General features: G+C 59.8%; 15 protein-coding genes. 11 read left to right on the plus strand and 4 right to left on the minus strand.

From position 1 onward, the window contains the following. Positions 1–4: 4 nt before the first annotated feature. From SR908_RS12965 to SR908_RS13000, 8 genes are all read left to right on the plus strand, one after another. Positions 5–3,235, plus strand: a complete 3,231-nt coding sequence (locus tag SR908_RS12965; protein WP_246920561.1) for a type I restriction endonuclease subunit R — start codon at positions 5–7, stop codon at positions 3,233–3,235. Between the two features lie 109 nt (positions 3,236–3,344). Next, positions 3,345–5,111: an ATP-dependent nuclease gene (locus tag SR908_RS12970; protein ID WP_246920563.1), complete on the plus strand. Its 1,767-nt coding sequence runs from the start codon at positions 3,345–3,347 to the stop codon at positions 5,109–5,111. After that, complete coding sequence (locus SR908_RS12975; protein ID WP_246920567.1) at positions 5,104–6,630, plus strand: DEAD/DEAH box helicase; 1,527 nt, start codon at positions 5,104–5,106, stop codon at positions 6,628–6,630. Before SR908_RS12970 ends, SR908_RS12975 begins: the two co-directional genes overlap by 8 nt. Positions 6,631–6,722: 92 nt before the next feature. Beyond that, complete coding sequence (locus SR908_RS12980) at positions 6,723–7,766, plus strand: CHAT domain-containing protein (protein ID WP_246920568.1); 1,044 nt, start codon at positions 6,723–6,725, stop codon at positions 7,764–7,766. A 538-nt stretch (positions 7,767–8,304) separates the two neighbouring features. After that, positions 8,305–9,333: a zinc-dependent alcohol dehydrogenase family protein gene (locus tag SR908_RS12985; protein ID WP_246920569.1), complete on the plus strand. Its 1,029-nt coding sequence runs from the start codon at positions 8,305–8,307 to the stop codon at positions 9,331–9,333. Between the two features lie 35 nt (positions 9,334–9,368). After that, on the plus strand, positions 9,369–12,050 hold the full coding sequence (locus SR908_RS12990) for a bifunctional acetate--CoA ligase family protein/GNAT family N-acetyltransferase (protein ID WP_246920570.1): 2,682 nt from the start codon (positions 9,369–9,371) through the stop codon (positions 12,048–12,050). Positions 12,051–12,199: 149 nt separating this feature from the next. Continuing rightward, positions 12,200–12,778 (plus strand): GbsR/MarR family transcriptional regulator, encoded by a 579-nt coding sequence (locus SR908_RS12995; protein ID WP_097022540.1) that lies wholly within the window; start codon positions 12,200–12,202, stop codon positions 12,776–12,778. A 26-nt stretch (positions 12,779–12,804) separates the two neighbouring features. After that, complete coding sequence (locus tag SR908_RS13000) at positions 12,805–13,470, plus strand: cysteine hydrolase family protein (RefSeq protein ID WP_097022539.1); 666 nt, start codon at positions 12,805–12,807, stop codon at positions 13,468–13,470. A 94-nt stretch (positions 13,471–13,564) separates the two neighbouring features. Here the strand turns inward: SR908_RS13000 and SR908_RS13005 are convergent, their stop codons facing one another. The 3 genes from SR908_RS13005 to SR908_RS13015 all read right to left on the minus strand — a co-directional run bounded on the left by SR908_RS13005 (position 13,565) and on the right by SR908_RS13015 (position 15,447). Beyond that, entirely contained in the window at positions 13,565–13,993 is a 429-nt protein-coding gene (locus SR908_RS13005) for a DUF7282 domain-containing protein (RefSeq protein WP_246920571.1), read from the minus strand. 111 nt (positions 13,994–14,104) lie between these two features. Then, positions 14,105–14,866, minus strand: a complete 762-nt coding sequence (locus tag SR908_RS13010; protein ID WP_246920572.1) for an anti-sigma factor — start codon at positions 14,864–14,866, stop codon at positions 14,105–14,107. Then, positions 14,863–15,447, minus strand: a complete 585-nt coding sequence (locus SR908_RS13015; RefSeq protein ID WP_246920573.1) for a sigma-70 family RNA polymerase sigma factor — start codon at positions 15,445–15,447, stop codon at positions 14,863–14,865. Before SR908_RS13015 ends, SR908_RS13010 begins: the two co-directional genes overlap by 4 nt. A gap of 382 nt (positions 15,448–15,829) precedes the next feature. On the opposite strand from SR908_RS13015, the gene SR908_RS13020 reads away from it, so the two are divergent. After that, the gene (locus SR908_RS13020) at positions 15,830–17,935 is read left to right on the plus strand and encodes a methyl-accepting chemotaxis protein (RefSeq protein ID WP_246920575.1); all 2,106 of its coding nucleotides are present in this window, start codon (positions 15,830–15,832) and stop codon (positions 17,933–17,935) included. 270 nt (positions 17,936–18,205) lie between these two features. On the opposite strand, the gene SR908_RS13025 is transcribed toward SR908_RS13020, so the two are convergent. Continuing rightward, a complete protein-coding gene (locus tag SR908_RS13025; RefSeq protein WP_246920577.1) occupies positions 18,206–19,600 on the minus strand; it encodes an aminotransferase-like domain-containing protein in 1,395 nt (464 codons plus the stop codon). A gap of 100 nt (positions 19,601–19,700) precedes the next feature. Here SR908_RS13025 and SR908_RS13030 point away from each other — a divergent pair, with 100 nt between their 5' ends. Together SR908_RS13030 and SR908_RS13035 are read left to right on the plus strand one after the other, a co-directional pair. Beyond that, positions 19,701–20,300, plus strand: coding sequence for a LysE family translocator (locus SR908_RS13030; RefSeq protein ID WP_246920579.1), 600 nt, complete (start codon positions 19,701–19,703; stop codon positions 20,298–20,300). A 165-nt stretch (positions 20,301–20,465) separates the two neighbouring features. Then, positions 20,466–22,406: a methyl-accepting chemotaxis protein gene (locus tag SR908_RS13035; RefSeq protein WP_246920582.1), complete on the plus strand. Its 1,941-nt coding sequence runs from the start codon at positions 20,466–20,468 to the stop codon at positions 22,404–22,406. The last annotated feature ends 133 nt before the right edge of the window (positions 22,407–22,539 follow it).

Here is a 22,539-nt window from a genome sequence, read left to right on the forward strand (position 1 = left end):
TAATATGGCGGACAGCCGGGAACACCGATTCCAGCAGGACATCATCGAGGCCATGACCGAAGCGGGGTGGCAAGTCGGCACCCCCAGTGGCTATGACCGCGCCACGGCGCTCTACACGGAAGACGTGATTGCCTATCAGCGGGAAGCGTGGCCCGAGCGCTGGGGAAAATTCTGCCAGGCCAATCCCCGCGCGCCGGAGAACGTGCTGATCCAGAAGCTCGTCCGCGAGCTGGAAAAGGCCGATACGCTCGATGTGTTGCGCCATGGCTTCAAGGTGCCGGGGGTGAAGCTCGACCTGTGCAGCTTCAAGCCCGACCATGCCATGAACCCCGACTCTCTGGCCCGCTATCGCGCCAACCGCCTGCGCGTGGTGCCGGAGGTCTCTTATTCCCCGCATGCCCGCGAGCAAGGCAAGGGCGGGCAGGCCTATAATCCCCGCCTCGACCTTGTACTGTTCGTCAACGGCATTCCCACCGCGACGCTGGAACTCAAGAGCGCGTTCAAGCAGTCCGTGGAGAACGCCAAACGTCAGTATCGCTTCGACCGCCCGATCAAGGACCCGGTCACGCGCAAGGCCGAGCCGCTGCTTACCTTCAAGCGTGGTGCTCTGGTTCATTTCGCCGTCAGTCAGTCGGAAGTCGCCATGACGACTCGGCTGTCGGGTAAGGACACCTTCTTCTTGCCCTTCAATCGGGGCTCCGAGGATGGCGGCGCGGGAAATCCTCTGCCTGAGGATGAACGCCGCTACGCAGCCGATTATCTCTGGCGGGAAGTGCTTCAACCGGATGCCTGGCTGAAGATCCTGGGGCGTTTTCTGCACCTGGAGAAAAAGACCAGCGAGGATTTCCACGGCCGCCGCCACACCAAGGAAACCCTCATCTTTCCGCGTTACCACCAGTGGGAAGCGGTCAACCGGCTGATTCACGCCACGCGCGAGGAGGGCGCTGGCCAGCGATATCTGGTGCAGCACAGCGCGGGCTCCGGCAAATCCAACTCCATCGCCTGGTGTGCTCACCAACTGGCCAACCTCTATGCCGAGGACGGTGCCAAGCTCTTCAACTCGGTGATCGTGGTGACCGACCGCACCGTGCTCGACAGCCAGTTGCAAGACACCATCTATCAGTTCGAGCATGCCCACGGCGTGGTGTGTCCGATCACACGTGATGTTGGTAGTCAGAGTAAATCCGAGCAGCTTGCCGAGGCTTTGGCCAGCAACACGCGGATCATCATCGTCACCATCCAGACGTTTCCTGCGCTCTTCGATGCCCTGGACAAGCGGCCCAAGCTCGCCGAGGGCCGCTACGCGGTGATCGCCGACGAAGCTCACTCTTCGCAGACCGGCAGTTCGGCCAGCAAGCTCAAGGCCCTGCTGGCGGCAGCGGGAGAAAACCTGGCAGACGAAGAAGAAGTGAGCTCAGAAGCGCTGATGGATGCCGCCGTGGCGGCTCGTCGCCCGAGTGAGCGCATCAGCTATTACGCGTTTACCGCTACCCCCAAGGCCAAGACGCTGGAGCTGTTCGGCCGGCCACCCGACTCGACGTTGCCCGCAGGTGACAATAACAAGCCCGAACCGTTTCACCTCTACTCCATGCGGCAGGCCATCGAGGAAGGTTTCATTCTCGATGTGCTCAAGAATTACGTTACCTACGGTACCGCGTGGAAGCTGGCCCATCCGGAGGCCGACGCCCAGGAGGTGGAGTCTAAGAAGGCGTCTCGAACCTTGGCGCGCTGGGTGCGTCTGCATCCCTACAATATCTCCCAGCGGGTAGAAATCATCGTCGAGCATTTTCGCGCCAATGTGCGCTACCTGCTGGATGGCCAGGCTAAGGCCATGGTGGTCACCGCCAGTCGACAAGAGGCCGTGCGCTATCAACTGGCCATGCGCGATTACATCGCCGATAAAGGCTATGACAACGTGTATCCGCTGGTGGCCTTCTCGGGTAGCGTGCCGCCTGATGAGGTGATTCCAGAAGAAGTCACCGAGACCAGTCAGCGACTCAACCCAGGACTCAATGGCCGAGACCTGGCCGAAGCGTTCGATACCGATGACTACAACGTCATGATCGCCGCCAACAAGTTTCAGACCGGCTTCGATCAGCCCAAGTTGTGCGCCATGTACGTGGACAAGAAGCTCCAGGGCGTGGACTGCGTACAGACCCTCTCGCGGCTCAACCGGCTGTATCCCGGCAAGGAAACCTTCGTTCTCGACTTCTACAACGACGCCAAGGATATTCTCGATGCCTTCGCGCCGTATTACCGGCAGGCCGAGCTGGAGGGCGTCTCCGACCCTCAGGTGGTTTTCGATCTCAAGCGCACGCTGGACGCTGCCGGTATCTACCATTGGGAAGAAGTCGATGCTTTCGCCAAGGCTTTCTATGACTCCAAGGCGCCGGCTTCCAGCCTGAGCTACCATTGTCAGCCCGCGCAGGACCGTTTTCAGAAGCGTTATAGCGCGCTGCTCGACCAGATCGACACCTGGACCGAGGCACGCCAACAGGCCGAGCAAAACGATGATGAAAAAGGCCGCCTACGCGCCGAGCAGGAACTCAAGGACGCCGGCACCTCCCTCGATGAGCTCGATCTCTTTCGCAAGAACCTCACCAGCTTCGTACGTTCCTACGAGTTTCTCAGCCAGATCATCACATTCGACGATCTCGAACTGGAACAACTGTGCGTTTACGCCAAACACCTCCAGCCACTACTGCGGAGTGAGCGACTGACGGACGAAGATCCAGTCGATGTCAGTGAACTGGAACTGACCCACTACCGCATGACCAAGCGCGCCGAACAACAACTGAAGCTGGAAGTAGCTGAGGGGAAGCCGCTCAAACCTGGCACCGACGTTGGCTCCGGCAAGCCCCACGACCCCGAGAAACAACGCCTCGCCGAGATCATCGAACGGCTCAACGATCTTTATGGGTCCGAAGTCAGCGACGACGACAAGCTGCACTTCGCCAACGGCATCGCCGACCGCATCGAACGCGACGAAGCGGTGATGGCCCAAGTGCGCAATCACAGCGAAGACCAAGTGATGCACGGCCTATTTCCGAAGAAGGTTACCGACGTCGTACTCGATAGCATGAGCGATCAAGAAAAGCTCAGCATGCCGCTGCTGGAGAATGAGGAGACGGGCAGGCAGTTTGCGCTTTTGATTCTCAAGCTATTGGCGGGGAGGTCGAGTCGTGAAGTGTATGCTGGAAAGTCATCTACTGAAGGGTTCAACTATGACCGCTAACGACCCAAAGCGGCCTTCGAGAGGTTTGAACGCGGTCTCATTTAGCATAGTATAATATTTTGCCAACAGCGATGTAGAACCGACAGCGCATCAACGACTAGAGAGAAAAATGCCAGATTCAGCTCGCATTTATAAGTTGATTATTAAGCGATTCCGCGGGATCGAAAAGCTCGAATGGACGCCAGCGCTAGGGATGAATGTATTACTTGGCGGAGGGGATGCGGGAAAGTCCACTATTCTCGACGCTGTGCGACTGCTGTTACATCCGTCGAATCATGTCTCGGTGTCAGAATTTGATTATTGGAAACGTCAGCATGACGATGAATTCGCTATTGAGGCGATTATTTCGCTACCAGACTCTACAGAAATCGGTCACCAGCAAAAATTTGCTTGGCCTTGGCAGTGGAATGGCCATGAGGCAGTTGTTCCATCTGTTGATGAGGGTGGTGCGGAGGACAGTGAACCGGTATATCGCATCCGTGCGATTGGGACCACAGATCTTGAGATGAGTTGGGAAATCGTCCAACCCAATGAAGAAACGGATTCCTTATCAGCTGCAGTGCGTCGCAAGATCGGTGTTGTACGTCTGACGAACGATACGCGTAACGATCGAGATCTACGGCTCGTCTATGGCTCAGCCTTGGATCGCTTGGTCGCCGATCCGGCGCTAAGAGGTCGGCTCGGTCGGCGTTTGTCGGAAATTGATTTACAAACTGAGCTCGGAGACGATTCGACCGCAGCTTTGGCCACACTAGATAATACTCTCGCTGCTGAACAATTGCCTCATAACCTAGCCTTAGGACTGACATCAAGCCAAGGCCTGTCAATAGGCGCTCTCACTGGATTGGTCGCAACGGATTCAAGTGGAACCCAATTGCCACTTGCAAGTTGGGGATCAGGCACGCGCCGTATGGTTACGCTCCAGATCGCAAAAGCGACCGAAGCTAATACACGAATAACAATTATCGACGAGATCGAGCGGGGCCTAGAGCCTTATCGCTTGCGAAATCTCACGCATTCGTTGCTAAATGACGGGGTGCAAGGTTTTATCACCACCCACAGTGCAGTCGCCATCAGCGCAATGGCGGACGCTCATCTTTGGTATCTAGATTCGGGCGGTCAAATAGGTGAACTCCAAGGCGCTGATATAGCACGTCAACAACAGCGCGACGCCGAGACCTTTCTTGCCAAGCTCGCTGTAATCTGCGAAGGCGTTACGGAAATGGGGTTTCTCTCCGTACTTCTCGAACGTGGAATCGAGGGCGACTACCGTAATTACGGCATTCATTTAGCTGATGGTAAAGGCAACGATTCCACCTTAGCTCTGCTCAAATCGCTGAACGGCGCGGGTCTACAGTTCGCAGGATTTGCAGACGATGAGGGCCGTGATCCAGGTCAATGGAGAGATCTCAAGGTGAGCATGGGCCACCGCCTTTTTCAATGGCCAGACCAACGCTGCTCTGAAGAAGCGGTAATCGGAACAATTGGCGTCGAAAATCTACATTTACTTCTACGTGACGACGACGGTGACCTTATCGGCGATCGGATGCGGACGCTCGCGACCCGGATTGGTTCGCAAACCAAAACGCTTGAAGCTATTGAAGAGAGTTGCGCACGCAATGATATGACACTCCGCCAACTAATTATCGAGGCGGCGACTGGTAAGGCGCCAGATTGTTTGGAGAGACCGCAACGAAAGGAGTGGAAAGCCCACGCAAAGCAGTGGTTCAAATCAGAGTTAGGTGGCCGTGAGCTTGCATGCCACATGTTCAGGCTTGGCGGTTGGCCTGCGCTGAAAAGTATCTTACTGCCGCACATTAACGCTATTCGCCTAGTCGTTGAGTTGCCGGAAATTGAGAATATTAGCAATGGGTGACGATGAAATCGCTGAGCTGTTAGACTCGCCTGAGCGGCTAGTGACTGTGTGTGCCCCAGCCGGTTGTGGGAAGACATACCAAGGTGCTCTCTACGCTGCTCGCGCGCTGGCTAACTTGAATCGCGGGCGGGTACTAATCCTGACGCACACTCACGCAGCCTGCAACGTTTTCGCCTCTGCAACGAGCAGCGTGAGCGCGCGCGTTGAGATCAAAACGCTTGATGCGTTCATCGTTGAAATTGCTCGCATCTACCATAGGCCACTCGACCTCCCATCTGACCCAGCTGCTTGGGCCCAAAGTCAAGATGGTGACTTCGCAGTCATCGCCGAGCGTGTGGCCGGCTTATTAGTAAGCCGGCCTATGGTCGCGACCGCACTGGCGCGACGCTACCCCGTCATTATCGGTGATGAACACCAAGATTCAAGTTCGGCACAACACCAGTTGATGATGTCTTTGCACAGCGCCGGCACTGTGATGAGGTTGTTTGGGGATCGAATGCAGACTCTATATGGCAATAAAACTGCGGCCGAACGCCAAGCCGATCAGGTTCGTTGGGATGAGCTGGGCGACAAGGGAAAAATCGGCACGTTAAGTAACCCTCATCGCTGGCACGATGGTTCAGTCGATCTCGGGCGATGGATACTACGAGCGCGAGAAGCACTCGAAAATGGTGAGGCGGTTGATCTACGTGAGCCATTGCCAGAGGGGTTAGGAGTAATTCGAGTTGAAAATCGATCCCAGCGACACAATGACTTCTGGCTTAATCCAGATGACCGCCGCCCTATCGATGCAAAAATTAACCGGTTACCAAGCATGCTAGTGCTCAGCCGTAATAACGATACAGTCAAATCGCTGCGGGTTTTCTGGAATCGGCGCTACTCAATATGGGAAGGCCACACGCGCTATGCCCTGACCGAACTATTGTCTGCGCTTGAGCTTGACTGCGGCAACGTTGTAGCTCTCGCCAATGCAACGGTTAGCTTCTTACAAAAAACTTGTAAAGGGTTCGCAAATCGTAGCCATGCAGATCGCTTTTTACGAGAGGCCCGCGAGGGGTGTATATCGAGTGCTCGTGGTAAGCCAGCACTTCTTCAGGCTATGGCTAAAGAATTGGTTGATCGACCCAACCACATTGGTGTATCCCGATGCTTACAGCTATTAAATGGATTTGTTTCTGAGGAGGCAGGTGGGTTCACAGAAATTAAAATCGACTATCGGCGCGAGTTTCGTGATGCAGTCTCGCTCGGTGGCTTCTCAGATTCCTCGATTGCCCTGCGCGAGATAAATCGCCGACGTGCCTTCATTCGTCCCACGCCGCCCGGTAAGGCACTTAGCACAATTCATAAGGCCAAAGGCATGGAATGCGATCACGCAATCATCATGCCGTGCGATCGACAAAGCTTCAGTAATTCAGCAATATCTCGATGCTTATTGTATGTTGCATTGAGTCGTGCCAAACGGTCGCTTACGTTAATTGTGCCGCACGATGATCCCAGTCCATTGCTTTTATTGGATTGACTCGAACGACCGTTTCTTAAGATTTAATTGTTGCTGGGTGGCGCTGACCTAACTATTTTATTAAGGGTGATAAAGGTATTATGAGTGTTGACATGTATCGCCGTCAAGTCGTGCAAATCCGTGGCGCTATAGCTAAATTTGTGGATCAGAAGGCTAAGGAATCACAGAAGGCTGCTGATGCAGGAAGAAAGTCCCTTTCTGCAGAGTCTGCTGCTAACAAGACCAAACAGCTTTCTACAGTTACGTCAAAGCTCAAAGAAGCGAGTCGACACGCTGATGTACAAGCAAAGCATTTAAATGAAGTGGCTAAGCTAGAGAAGAAGATTGCAGCTGAAAACAAGAAGCTGGTAACAGCTCAAGGAAGGTTAGAGAGCGAAGAGGAGAAAGTCCTGAAAAAAAGAAATGCTGAACATAAGAAGATGCAAGAGGGACATGAACGCCAGCTCAGTAAGTTAGAATATAGCCTAAAAGAGCACGACGTTCTTCACAACGAAGCTGCAGCGCGAATAGACAAATTGAGCGCTCTCCCAGAAGAGATTATCGTTGCGTTCTTTGCAACTGACCCAACAATAGCTTCTGATCGCAGATTGCTACTGGATGAAGAGGTCAGAGAAATTCACCAAAAGATTCGTCTTTCAGATCATCGCGATGCAGTTAGGCTTGAGTCGAGGTGGGCGTTGCGTCCTGGTGACATTCTTCAATATATGAATGAACTTAACCCTACGATCGTACATTTTAGTGGCCATGGCAGCAATCAAGATGAGCTCGTGCTTCAAGACCGAAACGGCAAGGCCATACCTGTATCGATGGATAGCATTATTGGCACCTTTGAACTTTACGACTCAGTGCGCCTATTATTCTTCAATACGTGCCATTCATACAGGCAAGCAGCTGCATGTACGCAATATATAGATGCAGCAATTGGAATGAATCAGTCAATTGGGGATGAAGCAGCACGTATATTTTCAGCACAGTTCTATTCGGCAATTGGTTTCGGTGAGTCAGTTACAAAGGCTTTTAGGCAAGCGAAGAATGCGCTAATGCTCGAAGGTATTGATGAGGAATCTACACCCGAGCTCCATTTGCGCGATGGGGTTGATGAAGCCGAACTCATATTAGTAAGACCAGAATACTGACCCTCTTTTACTAGGGTTAAGTCAACTTTTGAAAAGTTAAATAGCAGTAACTAAGCTAAATCTTACTACCGCCCAAAAAGGTGCTCGAATGGACGCGGCGTCGAGCGCCACTCAGCAGCAAAAATACTATATAAGTGTTGCCTTAATGTACGCTTTTGGTCGAAATCAGTCACCTTTTTTGAGAGAAATCCAATCTTGCAATCCTTGATACGCGTACTGCCGGATAGTGGGAAATCCCCAAACAGTACGCCGCCGGTACACACCACCTTCCTACGCTATCCTCAATTTTCGCTAAGTTACTGATTCCAAAGAACTGTACCTTTATCTCAATTATGGTTGCTTGTCCTTTAATACCAGTATCTTATTGACTTAAAAGCAAATTCATAATCTCCAGCCTCAAACCTTACGCTCCCCACCACCCATTCCCCTCGCCGCACTCGCGGAAACATGACCTCGATCAATCTCTTTTCCCTGGCCCTTCCTATACTCAGTCGGAGTGCCTGCCGAGTCGCGGTGGGCGTTACCCGGGGAGGGTGGCATGAAAGCGCTTGTCTATGAGGGAGTGGGGCAGCGGGCCTGGAAGGAGAAGGAACGACCCGCAATCGAGCAACCCACGGATGCCATCGTGCGGGTGACGCATACCACCATTTGCGGTACCGACTTGCACATCCTCAAGGGCGATGTGCCGGCGGTGACGCCGGGGCGCACCCTGGGCCATGAAGGCATCGGGGTGATCGAGGAGGTCGGCGGGGGCGTCAGCGGTCTCGCGGTTGGCGATCAGGTGCTGATCTCGTGCATCACGTCGTGCGGGCACTGCGATTACTGCAAGCAGGGCATGTACGCGCATTGCCGCGATGGCGGGTGGATTCTCGGGCACAAGATCGATGGCACCCAGGCCGAGGTCGTGCGCATTCCGCATGCCGCCAACAGCCTGTACCGGCTGCCGCCGGGGCTGGAGCCTGCCGCGGCGCTGATGCTGAGCGACATCCTGCCCACCGGCCACGAGATCGGTGCGTTGAACGGCGAGGTCTCGCTGGGGGATACCGTGGCCATCGTCGGTGCTGGGCCCATCGGGCTGGCCGCCTTGTTGACCGCGCGCTTCTATTCGCCGGGGCGCATCATCATGGTCGACCCGGACGAGAACCGCCTCGCCGTGGCGCGGCAACTGGGCGCGACCGACACCGTCAGTGCCGATCCGGTGGAGACGGTCATGTCGCTCACTGACGGCGAGGGCGTCGACGTGGCCATGGAGGCCGTGGGCATCCCCGAGACGTTCGATACCTGCCAGCGCATCCTGCGTCCGGGCGGACGGCTCGCCAACATCGGCGTCCATGGCCGCAGCGTCGAATTGCGCCTCGAGGAGCTGTGGATCAAGAACGTCACGGTCCGCACCGGGCTGGTGAACACCAATACCATTCCCGTGCTCATGCGGTTTCTCGAGACCGGTGGCATCGATGCCGAAAGCCTGATCACCCACCGTTTCGCGCTGGACGAGATCGAAAAGGCGTATGAGGTGTTCTCGCGTGCCGCTTCGGAAAAGGCCATCAAGATGCTGCTGACCGCCTGATGGCTGCCGCTCGCTGAACGGACCGGAGAGGCCCGATGTCGATTCGCAATCTGGATGCGTTGTTCGCCCCGGCCACGATCGCCCTGGTCGGGGCGAGCAACCGGCCGGGCTCGGTGGGGGCGGTGCTGGCGCGCAATCTGCTGGAGGCCGGTTTCGCGGGGCCCATTCTGACCGTGAACCCGCACGCGCGGGCCATCCGCTCGACCCTCAACTACCAAAGTATCGCCGAGCTGCCGCTGGCGCCGGACCTGGCGATCATCGCCACGCCGGCGGAGAGTGTGCCGGGGCTGATCCGCGAGCTTGGCGAGCGTGGCTGCCGCGCGGCGGTGGTGATCTCGGCGGGCTTCGGCGAGGGCGCGCGCCCCGAGGGCATGGCGCTCAAGCAGGCGATGCTCGATGCCGCCAAGCCTTATCTGATGCGCATCGTCGGGCCCAATTGCCTGGGTATCCTGGCGCCGCACATGGGCATCAACGCCAGTTTCGCGCATCTCACGCCTGCCAAGGGCGATGTCGCCTTCGTGACCCAGTCCGGCGCGGTGGCGACGTCCATTCTCGACTGGGCCTCGGCGCGTGGCATCGGCTTTTCGCACGTCGTCTCGCTGGGGGCGATGAGCGATGTCGATTTCGGCGACATGCTCGACTACCTGGCCCTGGACCCCAAGACCCGCTCGATCCTGCTCTACGTCGAGGCGGTGACCGAGGTGCGCAAGTTTCTCTCGGCGGCGCGCATGGCCTCGCGCAACAAGCCGGTGGTAGTGGTCAAGGCCGGCCGCAGCACGGCGGGGGCCAGGGCGGCGCTGTCGCACACCGGGGCACTGGCCGGGGCGGATGCCGTCTACGACGCGGCGTTCCGGCGCGCGGGGATGCTCCGGGTGGCGACGCTGGACGAGCTGTTCCAGGCCGCCGGCACCCTGGCGACCGGCATCCGCGTGAAGGGCGACCGGCTGGCGATTCTCACCAATGGCGGCGGCATCGGCGTGCTCGCGGTGGATGCGCTGGCCGCTGAGAACGGTCACCTGGCCGAAATTTCCGAGACGACGCTGGCACGCCTGAACGAGGCGCTGCCCGAGGCGTGGTCGCATGCCAATCCCGTGGACATTCTGGGCGATGCCCCGGGGCGGCGCTACGCGCTCGCCCTCGAGGCGCTGCTCGATGAGCGCGGCGCGGATGCGATTCTGGTCATGAACTGTCCGGCGGCGGTCGTCGATAGCCTGGATGCAGCCCGGGCGGTGGTCGAGACGATCGGCACGCGGCAGGCAGCGGTGCTGACCTGTTGGCTGGGCGAGGGGGCGCCCGACGAGGCGCGGCATCTGTTCGCCGCGCAGCGCCTGCCCACCTACGAGACGCCGGAGCAGGCCATCCGGGCCTTCTCGCACTTGTTCAGCTACCGGCGCAACCAGCAGGCGCTGATGGAAACGCCCCCGGCGCTGGCCGAAGCCGTCACTCTTGACCCCGCCAAGGCGGAGGCGGTCATCGACGGCGTGATCGCGGCGGGGCGTCGCGTGTTGACCGAGCCGGAGGCGGTGGCGGTGCTCGCGGCCTATGACATCCCCACGGTGCCCGCCATCGTGGCGCGGACCCCGGAAGAGGCCAGCCAGGCGGCGCAGCGGCTGGGCTTTCCGGTGGTGCTGAAGATCCTTTCGCCGGATATCTCGCATAAATCGGATGTCGGTGGGGTGCAGTTGAATTTGGCCTCGCCCGGTGCCGTGGCGCAGGCCGCCGAGGACATGCTCGCGGCGATGCGGCGTGCCCAGCCCGAGGCCCGCGTGGAGGGCTTCAACGTGCAGCCGATGATCCGCCGGCCGGGGGCGCATGAGCTGATCGTGGGCGTCGCCGAAGACAGCCTCTTCGGGCCGGTGATCGTGTTCGGCCAGGGCGGTACGGCGGTCGAGGTCATCGGCGACCGGGTGGTGGGGCTGCCGCCGCTCAATCCACTGCTGGCGCGGGACATGATCGCCTCGACGCGCGTGGCGCGATTGTTGCGCGGCTATCGGGACCGCCCGGCGGCCGACCTCGAGGCGGTGACCGCGACGCTCGTCAAAGTCTCGCAACTGGTCAGCGACCTGACGCGCGTGGTCGAGCTCGACATCAATCCGCTGCTGACGGATGCCAGCGGGGTGATCGCCCTGGATGCACGCATCGTGGTCCGCGCCGAGGACGACCAGCGCAAGCCCCTGGCGATTCGGCCGTATCCGCAGCAGCTGGAGGAAGAGATCGAGACGCGCGCCGGGCAGCGTTACTGCCTGCGGCCCATTCGCCCCGAGGACGAGGGCGCGCTGGTCGAGATGCTGCGCAACTCCTCGCCCGAGGATGTGCGGCTGCGTTTCTTCTCGGCCATCAAGGCATTCGATCATGCCTTCGCTGCACGCCTGACGCAGATCGACTACGACCGTGAGATGGCCTTCGTGGCGACCTTGCCGGAGGATGCGGCCATCGTCGGTGTGGTGCGGCTCTCCGCCGATCCCGACAAGGAGAAAGCCGAGTTCGCGATCATGGTGCGGAGTGACATGAAAGGCACCGGGCTCGGTTATCGCCTGATGCAGCAGATGATCGACTACGCCCGCGAGAGCGGCATTCGCCAGATCTTCGCCGATGTCCTGCGCGACAACCACCCCATGCGGCAGATGGCGGCAGAGCTGGGGTTCGTGACGCAGCCCGCTGGCGACGTCACGGATACCGTGACGCTGTGTCTCGACCTGGCGCGACCCGAGCCATAACGACGCGATTTATGGCGACAAGCGGCCGGGCGCCCTGGCCGGCCCTCGAGGAGACAAGATGCAGGCACCCGCGTTTGCCAGGTTTGACGCTGCCGACTGTATTGTATAGCTTGTTCAAAACATTCAATACAAAATGAATTGGCAGTGCCATGCAGACAACAGACTCCCAGCGTTTGGAAGAGGCGCGCGATGTGATGATCAGCGCCATTGCCCAAAGCATGGTGGCGTATGGCGTCACGCCGTCGGTAGGACGCATCTACGCCGTGCTGTACTTTGCCGAGTCACCGCTGACGCTGGATGACATCAAGGACGAGGTGGCCATGAGCAAGGCGAGTGTCAGCACCGGCATTCGCGAGCTGATCGATACCGGCATGGTGGTGAAGGTCTGGAAGAAAGGAGACCGCAAGGATCACTACATCGCTGAAAAGGACTTCTTCCAAAATTTCCTGGGGTTCATGGTCAAGATGCTACGCCTGGAGCGTGGCGTCATCCATAAGGCGATCGAGCAGACCGAGCCGGTGATGGAGGAACTCGCCCGGCAGTCGGATGACGAGGCCGTCAGGCAGACGGCGACCAAGGATCTCGCGTTGGTCAATGGCTCGAAAGCCTACCTGACCTGGATCAGGCAACTCGCCAATGCCATGGAGTCGGGCGATATCTTTACACACTTCCCCCCGCCCGAGCCTGACGCATCCCCGCAGGCAAGCGAGCCCCCCTCTGTTTTGTAAATACTTTCTGGGAGAACCTGTCCACGATGACGAATAACGAAACTGCCCTGGTCGTGATCGACCTGCAGAAAGAGAGTGGCTTTGGCCTCTTCGGACTGGATGGCGTGGTGCGCAACACCCAACGCATGATCGATGCGTGCCGTGCCGCCGGTGTGCCGGTGATCTATACCCGCCAGATCAACCGTCGTGATGGTATCGGGCTCTCGCTCGATGAGCCTCGCCATCCCGATGGTGAACCCTGCTTCTATGCGGACAGCCGCGACAGCATCGAGATCATGGAGGAGATCAAGCCGCGAGAGACGGACATCGTGATCGATAAATACCGCTGGAGCGCGTTCTTCGATACCAGTCTGGACCTGATGCTGAAAAGCCTTGGTGTGAAGCGGCTGATCATCGGCGGTGTGGTGACGGATGGGTGCTTGATGACCTCGGTCTTCGACGCCTACTTTCGCGACTATCGCATCCATCTCGTGCATGACATGTGCACTGCCTCCAACGAGGGCGCCCACATGGCCGCGTTGACGATCATGGCCAACTGGGTCTACTCCCTGGAAGTGCTGAATACCGACAACATGATCAAGTGCCTGGAAGGACGCCAGTATGCCGCCTGGCAAGCGGATGACGCCGATGCCTTGCAGTTTACGCCGGAAACCCTGCGCGAGACCTTCGGCAAGTTGACGGCGCCGGAATAAAAGCTCCCTGCGCAATGCACCGGCGAGCACGGCGCGAGGCATGAAAAAGGGGCCCCGCTGGGCCCCTTCCGTCTCTCGGCATGCCGGAGAACGGTTACTGCGCGGTGATAGTTTCGGTGATCAGCTTGCCGTCCATCTTGATGGGGCCGTCTTCCTTGGCGCCGAGGGTGTACTCGAACACACCGGGCTCCATGCCGCCTTCTTCGCTGTGGACCATCAACATCAGGTGATCGCCGGCACTGACGTCTTCGGTCAGCAACGCGGTGACGTCCATGTTCTCGCCTTCCTTGAGCGGGGCGTGACCGACCACGGGGCCGGGCTTCATGCTCTCGTCGGTGCGATGGACCACCAGCCAGCCGTTGCTGTCCGCCGTGACCTTTTCCGCGGTGACCGTGCCGCCGGTGACGGATTGATCGTCGGCCCAGACCTGCGGATGCATGTCACCGTGCATTTCAGCCTGGGCCAGGGAGGCGCCGGCGAGCAGGGTGGCGGATACGAATGCACTTGCCATGAGCTTGGTCATCATTCTCTCCTTGAGTTCCGAGCACGCCCCATCTTGGGAAGTGGTTGAGATGGGCGTGCTCTTAGTTACGCAAGGAGCCCGGGCAAGGTTTCACCTCGACGCGAAAAAAATTCACAAATGCTGTGATACCGCGTCCCGGTCGGTGGGATATAGATAGCCGTGAATCGCGGAGCCCGTCGGCTGGCCGGTGGGGGAACCGCCCGGCGGCTCGATGCTGATGCCGAAGGTGGCCCGCTTGAGCAACTCGGAATCGTAGTCGCTCAGGGCGTCGGCCGGCAGGCTCAAGTCGTCGTTCAGCACGCCCACCGAGCGGGGCTTGGGCCCCAGTGCATCCGACTTGATCCATAGCTGATAGCTGCGGTCCGGCAGTGGCTTGGCGGTCACCGGGCGTACGTTGAGTCGGCGGCTGTCGAGGTCGACGGAAAGCATGAAGGCCGGCTGCTGGTCGTCCTGCTGGAAGACGGCCACGAAGGGCGGTGCATCCGGCGTGTCGTCGAACGGCGCGATCAGCACCACGGCGAGTATCAGCGCCGCGGCCGTGGCCAGGCCGGCGCACCCGCGCCAGAAGCCGAGGCGACGCAGCGCGATCACCTGGGCCGTGCCGTGGGTGTCGTCTTCCGACTTGGATTTTGTCTGAAAAGTCGTCTCGAGATCGTCGATGCGACGCTCGATCCTGGCCAGCAAATCCGGTCCCGGGGCGATGGTCTCGACCTCGTTGCCGAGCGGGGCGAGGCGTGCTTCCCAGGCGAGGATGCACGCGTCGAGATCGGCGTCGTGCTGCCGGCGCCGGGCCACCTCGGCGCGTTCCTCGGCGTCGAGGGTGCCCAGTACGTACTCGGCGGCCAGCATGTCGATGTCGTCGTGGTCGGTCATGGTGCCAGGCACCCCTTGAGTTGCTTCAAGGCCCGATGAAGCCAGGTCTTGACGGTATTCACCGGCTGTTCGAAATGCGTGGCCAGATCAGCGCGTGACCAGCCGTCCAGGTACGCGAGGCGGACCATGTCCCGGCGCTCGGCCTCGAGCGCTTCCAGGCACGCGTACAGCCGCCGGGCGTCCTGCTCGTGCTCCAGATGCTCGCGGGCGCTGGGCGCATCGGTGGGCATGTGGGCTAGTGCGTCTTCCGACTCATGAGGCGCCCGGGGCTGGCGGCGCAGCTCGTCGATGGCGGCATGGCGGGCGATGGCAACCATCCAGGCAATGGGCGAGGCGCGCTTGGTGTCGAACTGCGCCGCCTTCTGCCAGATCGTGACGTAGGCCTCCTGTACCACGTCGTCGGCCCGGCCCCGTTCTCTCAAGATACGCAGCACCGTGCCGTAGAGTTTCGCCGAGGTGGCCGCGTACAGCTGGGCGAAGGCGCGGCGGTCACGCTGGGTCACGCGCCGGAGCAGGTCGTGCAGGTGGTCTCCGGCAGCTGCGTCTTGCGGGGGCGCGGAGCTCCTTGAGGCATCGGACATACCACATTCCCTGTTGTCGTCGTTGGGGCATGCTGCCAGCGGCGCGTCTTGTATCTGCGCCAACGCGGGGCAGTTTGCAAAACCCCAAGTGCCATTACAAGCAGGGCTTGTGCGCCTGACGCTCGTGGTGGTGTAGGCCGGGCAATACAACCGAGCGCCCCGGACGCGATCAGGTGTTGCCTAAAGTTTACTTACGGCATGCCGATACGCGTGGCACGGGGCATCGATTCCATGCTCCTTCCTGTTCGAACCCTATCCCAAACGAGATCGTTCCCATGTTGTCTTGCTTGTCCATGTGTCGCCACGTGGCAGACGGTGCCGTATTGGCGTCGTCGCCTCCTGCATGCTTCTCCACCGAACCGTCGCGGCGGGAGGTGTGAGCATGAATTTCAAATCGATTCGTACCCTGGTCGCAACGCTCGTCGGGGCTTGCATCGTAGTGCTGGTGGTGGCCTTGGTCGGCTATGCGACCTTTGCTAATTCCCGGTCGGCTGAGGTCGTCGAAACACAGACGCGAGGATTGCTCGAGAAAAACATCGAGGAACGCCTGGATGCGGTGGCCTCGACCCAGGTCGAGCAGATCAAGGCCCGCCTGAGCCAGGCACTGGGACAGGCGCGTAACCTGGCCTCGCTCAATGAGCTGATGGGCGAGGACCGAGGTGTCTCGTTATCCCGCGAGGAACTGTCGAATGTGGTCCGCGACACGGTGGCGGAAAACCCCGATCTGCTGGATGCCTTCATCGGTTGGGAGCCCAACGCTTTTGGCGATGACAGCGATTACACGGGCCGTGAAGACGCAGGTTATGGCCCGAATGGCCGCTTCATGCCGTGGTGGTATCGCACCGCCGATGACGAACTCGAGGTACTGACGCTGGCGTTGAACGACCGCGAAGGCCTGCAGACTCCCAATGAGCTGGGCGTCCGCAAGGGCGAGTACTATCTGTGCCCGAAGGAGAACGGCCGCACTTGCGTCATCGATCCGTACTATTACGATTACGGCGGTGAGCGCAAGCTGGTCACCTCCTTCAACGTGCCGATTCAGGTCGATGGCGAGTTCCGCGGCGTGGCCGGCGTGGACTTCGACGTGGACTTCCTCCAGGGCCTGCTCACCGAGGCCAATCAGGGTCTCTACGACGGTGTGGGCGACATGTCGCTGGTGGCCTCTCGCGGTGTGCTCGCCGCGGCCACCCAGGCGCCTGACTCGCTGGGGAAAGCGGCTTCTGGCGCCCTTGACGAGTCGATGCGCCAGCCGCTGAACGCGGCTGCGAACGGCGAGATGACTTATCGCTTCGACGAAGCGGCCGGGCGCTTCGAGGTTTATCGTCCCTTCACCATCGGCGACTCACCGGACTCCTGGGTGCTGACGATTCGTCTGCCCGAGGAGGCCGTGCTGGCTGGCCTGCACAATCTTGAAGGGCAACTGGCCGATCAGCGCCAGGCCGACATGGCCGGCATGATCGGGGTCGGTGTGGTCATTGCGGGGCTAGGCCTGGTAGTGAGCTGGCTGCTGGGCGGTAGCCTGTCGCGGCCGTTGCGCCAATTGGCTGGACGCATGCGCGATATCGCTTCCGGTGGCGGTGATCTGACCCAGCGCTTGCCGGTGCGTGGCCGTAACGAGATCGCCGAGCTGGCGACGCAGTTCAACGCCTTCGCCGACAAGATGAACGATGTACTGCTGGATGTCCGCGATAGCAGCGATTCGGTGCGTGTGGCGTCCTCGGAGATCGCCTCGGCGAGCCAGGATCTCGCCGGCCGCACGGATACCACTGCCTCCAGTCTGCAGGAAACTTCGGCCTCGATGGAGGAGTTGACCAGTACTGTCTCGCATACCGCGGATTCGGCGAGTCAGGCCAGCGGCCTGGCCCAATCGGCCAGTCAGTCGGCGACGCGCGGTGGCGAGGTCGTCGGGGACGTGGTCAAGACGATGGACGAGATTGAGACGGCCTCGCAGCAAGTTGCAGAGATCGTCACCACCATGGATGGCATCGCCTTCCAGACCAACCTGCTGGCCCTGAATGCCTCTGTCGAGGCGGCGCGTGCCGGTGAGGAAGGGCGTGGCTTCGCGGTGGTAGCCAGCGAGGTGCGCCAGCTCGCCACGCGCAGTGCCGATGCCTCCCGTGAGATCAAGTCGTTGATTGACAACGCCTCGAGCAAGACCCAGAGCGGCGCCGAGCTGGCGCGTAGCGCGGGCACGGCGATGAACGAGATCGTCGATGGCGTGACACGCGTCACGGATGTGCTCAACGAGATCAGCGCCGCGACCAGCGAGCAGCGTGACGGCATCGGCCAGGTCAATGTGGCGGTTACCGATCTTGACAACATGACGCAGCAGAATGCCGCCATGGTCGAGGAAAGTGCCACTGCAGCCGCCGAGCTCAAGGCCCAGTCGCAGCGACTCGCCGAAACCGTTGGCGCCTTCACCCTGCGTGAGCGTCGCGATAGTGAAAGCCAGCCGGCTGCGTTGCCGAGCGACTCGCACGAACGCTGACGCGCGGGCCTGAAGGCCCTCGTCACGAAATGCCGCCGGACGTGTGTCCGGCGGTTTTTTGGTTCATCGCACTTTGCCGGGAAATGCGGCACAGATCATCGCGAACAAGTTCGCTCCCACAGCCCCTGTCAGTTAGCTTGTCCTTGTGGGAGGGAATTTATTCCCGATAGCGGTGAGCATGGTGGGGCCTTACCATTTCACGCTGATCTGCGAAGAACTTTTTGCTCGTGTCGTGCGTCGCAGTGGGGCTTCGAGCGCGAGCGACGAGTGTTACAGGGTCTGCCAGGGCGACGACGGTGCTTCCGAAAGTGCCTCTTTGATGAGTGATAGTGCTTTTTCTAGTGAGGCACGATTCTCGGGCGGTCCCAGACACAGTCGCAGTGCCTGTGGGGCCGGTTCGCTGCCCATGCAGAAGGGCTCGGGCGTGGAAACCTTGACGCCGCGCCTTGCGAGTAGTGTCTGCAATTCGCTGCTACGCCGTCCTGCCGGTAGTGGCAGCCATACTATCGACGAGCCCTCGCGACTCATCGGCCCGTAGTCAGATAGGCGTTCCAGTGCCAGTGTGCGGCGGGCGGCAAGCTCATCGATCTGCCAGTGCAGTAGTTCCTGGCTTTCGGGGTTCTCCATCCAGCGGCAGGCTGTCTCGACCATCAGCGGTGCCACCATCCAGCTTTGGGTGCGGATTGCCGTTCCCAGACGCTCCAGTAGATGCGCCGGTACCGTGAGGCTGCCAATGCGTAGCCCGCCGGCCAGTACCTTGGAAGTGCTGAAGATATGCAGGGTGCGTTCTGGTGCCAGCGCGACCAGTGGCGTGCCACGCTCGTCCTCCGGGAGGTACTGCACGGCGTCCTCGATCAGCCAGATGTCGTGCTCGCGTGCCAGGTCCGCCAGTCGCTCGCGACGTGCTTCGTCGAGCTGCGCACCGGTGGGATTGTTGAGGTCGGGAGTGGTGTAGAGCACGCGCGGCGGTTGGCGAGCGCACAGCCGGGCCAGAGCATCGACGTCCATGCCGTAGGCATCCATGGGTACTGCCAACGGACGTAAGTGGGCCTGCTGGGCGGCGGAGATGAAACCCGGGTATGTCAGCACTTCACCCGCCACCAGGTCACCTGGCTGGCAGAGGACCTGCAATGCGAGCTGGATGCCGTGCTGCCCGCCTTGCGTAATCACCATGCGGCTCGGGTCGTCGGGTAGGCCGAGGCTACTTTGCCAGGCCGCGATGCGCGTTCGCTGGATCTCGTCGCCGGCTTCTGGCTGATACTCCGTGGCCGCCTGGAGGGACTGCGGCGAGGCGGTAATGCTCTCGAGAGCGTTTTGAAGACCTTTAGCGCGTAACGGATGGGGCGGCGGCAGGCTCATTCCCATATCGATCATGCCCTGATCGATAGGTTGCCCGGCACGAAAACTGGTGGGCGCTTCTCCGATGGCTTGGCGTACATAGGTACCGCTGCCCACCCGAGAGTCGACCCAGCCCTGGTGATGGGCCGTGGCGTAGGCGCGGGTAATGGTGCCGATAGTGACGCCTAGTCGATCGGCCAGGCGGCGTTGGGGCGGTAACTTATCGCCAGGCATGAGTTCGCCGAGTTCGATCGCCTTGGCGATGGCCTCGGCGATGCGCCGGTAGCGTGGGCCGCCCTCGGGCAGTTCGGGTGTCCAAATTGTCATGGTGACAATAAAACCTTTGACGCTCTTATTGTACTCATTATGCTCACAAAATATGGCGATAATAAATCAGATTTAAAAAATTGTGAGGGTACAATTTAAGATGAATACTCTGTCCGCTTTCGGGCCCGCCGCACTGTTCATGATCTCCATGACCATTACGCCAGGCCCCAATAACATGATGCTCACTGCCTCCGGGGCCAATTACGGATTCCGACGTACCTTGCCGCATCTATTGGGCATCATAGGTGGTTGCTTTGTGTTGTTTTCGTCGTTGGCCCTGGGGTTGGGTGTCGTATTCGAGCGTTTCCCGCTGGTGCAGACGTCGCTGCGTGTCATCGGCAGCCTCTATCTACTGTACTTGGCCTGGGGCATCGCAACGGCGCCGCCGCCGCATTTCGACGCGAGCGAAGGACGACCACTGAGCTTCTGGCAAGCAGCCGCCTTCCAGTTCGCCAATCCCAAGGCCTGGGTGATGGGGTTGACGCTGATGGCGAGCTTTCTGCCCGAGAATGGCAACACCGTCGTCAACGCTCTCGTGCTGGCGGGTGTGGCCGAGCTCGTGGGATTTCCATGCATCGCGCTTTGGGCGGGGTTCGGCACCGCCATTGGACGCTGGCTCAAGGGGCCACGCGCCTGGAGAGCGTTCAACGGGACCATGGGGGCACTCACTGCGTCCTGCGTGATCTTCATCCTGGGCTGAAAGCGGACTCGTCACGAAAAACCGCCGGATATATGTCCGGCGGTTTTTTGCATGGCTATTTAGCGTTTCAAATAACGTTGAAAGTTAATGATGTAAAGAAAACTTAGCGGAGGTCGATAAACGAAAGTAGTAGCCCATAGCCCAACGCAATAACAAGAGGTCGCCATGAAGCTGTTGCATCGTCTGTCGCTAGGTCAGAAATTTACGCTGACACTCATCGTGCCGCTGGCTGTGCTTGTTTGGTTCGCCATGATGGGGGCGCTCGAACGTGAGCGGACCATGAGCAGCATGGCACGCTTGGAAACCCTGGCCGAGCTTGCCAGTCGCGCCGGGGCGTTAGTGCATCAGCTACAGCGCGAGCGCGGTATGAGCGCGGGCTATCTGGGCAGTGAAGGTGAGTCCTTCGGCGATGCTATCCAGGATCAGCGTCGCGACACCGACGAGCGCTTGGCCTCCTTCGAAAAGGCCTTTGCCGCGGTGGATGCCGACACGCTAGGCGGGCGTATCGCAGACCGCTTTGGTTCGGCGCGCGAGCAGTTGGAGGGGCTGACTCGCCAGCGTGGCGATGTCGATGACCTAAGCGCCGAAACCGCCTCGGCCATCGGTTATTACACCACTATCAACGACCTGCTGCTGGGCGGTGTCGCGGCACTTGCCGATACCACCGGCAATGGTGAGCTAGTGCAGCGTCTGGGGGCGTTCTACGCCTTGCAGGAAGTCAAGGAGCGCGCGGGGATCGAGCGAGCCTTGCTGTCCAATGCTTTCGCTGCCGATGCATTCAATCCTGATTTGTATCGCCGTTATCTGACCCTGTTGGGCGAAGAGAGCGCGTTCGACGAGACGTTTCGGTCGCTGGCAACGCCGTCGTTGATCGAAGCCTTGGAAACACGCATGGCAAGCCCCGTGGTGGAAGAGGTGATGGCGATGCGTGATACCGCCGTGCAGCGCGGTGTCGAGGGTGGTTTCGATATCTCGCCGACGACTTGGTTCGACAAGCAAACCGAGCGGATCGATTTGCTCAATGAAGTGGCACTACAGGGAGGCGAGGGACTGGTGGCCGCCGCCACCGAGCTGCGGCAACAGGCGCGTCAGGCCTTCTGGGGCTATGTGATCGGGGCGCTGGTGGCGCTGGGTATCGCCATTACCCTGGCTATCGTCGTCACGCGAAGCATCGTGGTGCCGCTCAAGCGCACGCTCCGTACCCTCGCCGAGCGCGAGGGGGACCTCACGCAGCGGCTAGACGTCTGGGGCAACGACGAACTGGCCCAGCTCAATCGTGCCTTCAATGCCTCGACCGATGACATCGAGCGCGTGGTCGTCAATATCAAGCGCAGCGCCGAGAGTGTGAACAGCGCGAGCGGAGAGATCGCGCAAGGCAACCAAGATCTCGCCCAGCGCACCGAGGAACAATCATCGTCCATTGTTGAGACCGCTTCGAGCATGGAGGAGATTACCTCTACCGTGAAGCAGACGGCGGATTCGGCCACCCAGGCCCGCGATCTCACCGAGCGACTCGAGGGAGAAGCGCGTGAGGGCGGCGAGGTTGCCGGGCACACGCGTGAAGCGATGGTTTCGATAAAGGAGTCCAACCAGCAGGTGACCAGCATCGTCGAAGCCATCGACCAAATTGCCTTTCAGACCAACCTCCTGGCGCTCAATGCCTCGGTGGAAGCAGCGCGCGCCGGCGAGCATGGGCGAGGTTTCGCGGTCGTGGCGGAGGAGGTACGCACATTGGCACAGCGTTGCGCCGACGAGGCCAGTCAAATCCGCACCTTGGTGGGCACTAATGTGGCCAACATCGATCGCGGAGAACAGCTGGCCAGCGATGCCAATGACCGGATGAGTGCCATCTCTGAGGGCGTGCAACAAATGGCGCAATTCGTCGCGGAAATCGCCAGTGCCTCGCAGGAGCAATCGTCGGGGGTTGAGCAGGTCAATCAGGCGGTTTCGCAACTCGAGGAAGTCACCCAGCGCAACGCGGCCCTTGTCGAACAGGCGGCGGCTGCCAGTAAATCGCTGGATGAGGAAGCCGAAGGCATGGCGCAAGTGGTGGGGCGTTTCAAGGTGGCTGAGCCCGCGCGTGGTGAGCGCTTGCTGGCCTCATGAGGCTGCGCAGTACCACATAGTGATTGCGCCGATGTGACGCATGGCGGAACTTCGCGAGTTGCACTAAAGTCGTATAGAGAGCCGTGAGTCACACACAACGAGCGAGACAGAAAGAGTATCGGGAGGTTGGGAG

This window comes from Chromohalobacter canadensis (assembly GCF_034479555.1).
GTDB classification, from domain to species: Bacteria; Pseudomonadota; Gammaproteobacteria; order Pseudomonadales; family Halomonadaceae; genus Chromohalobacter; species Chromohalobacter canadensis.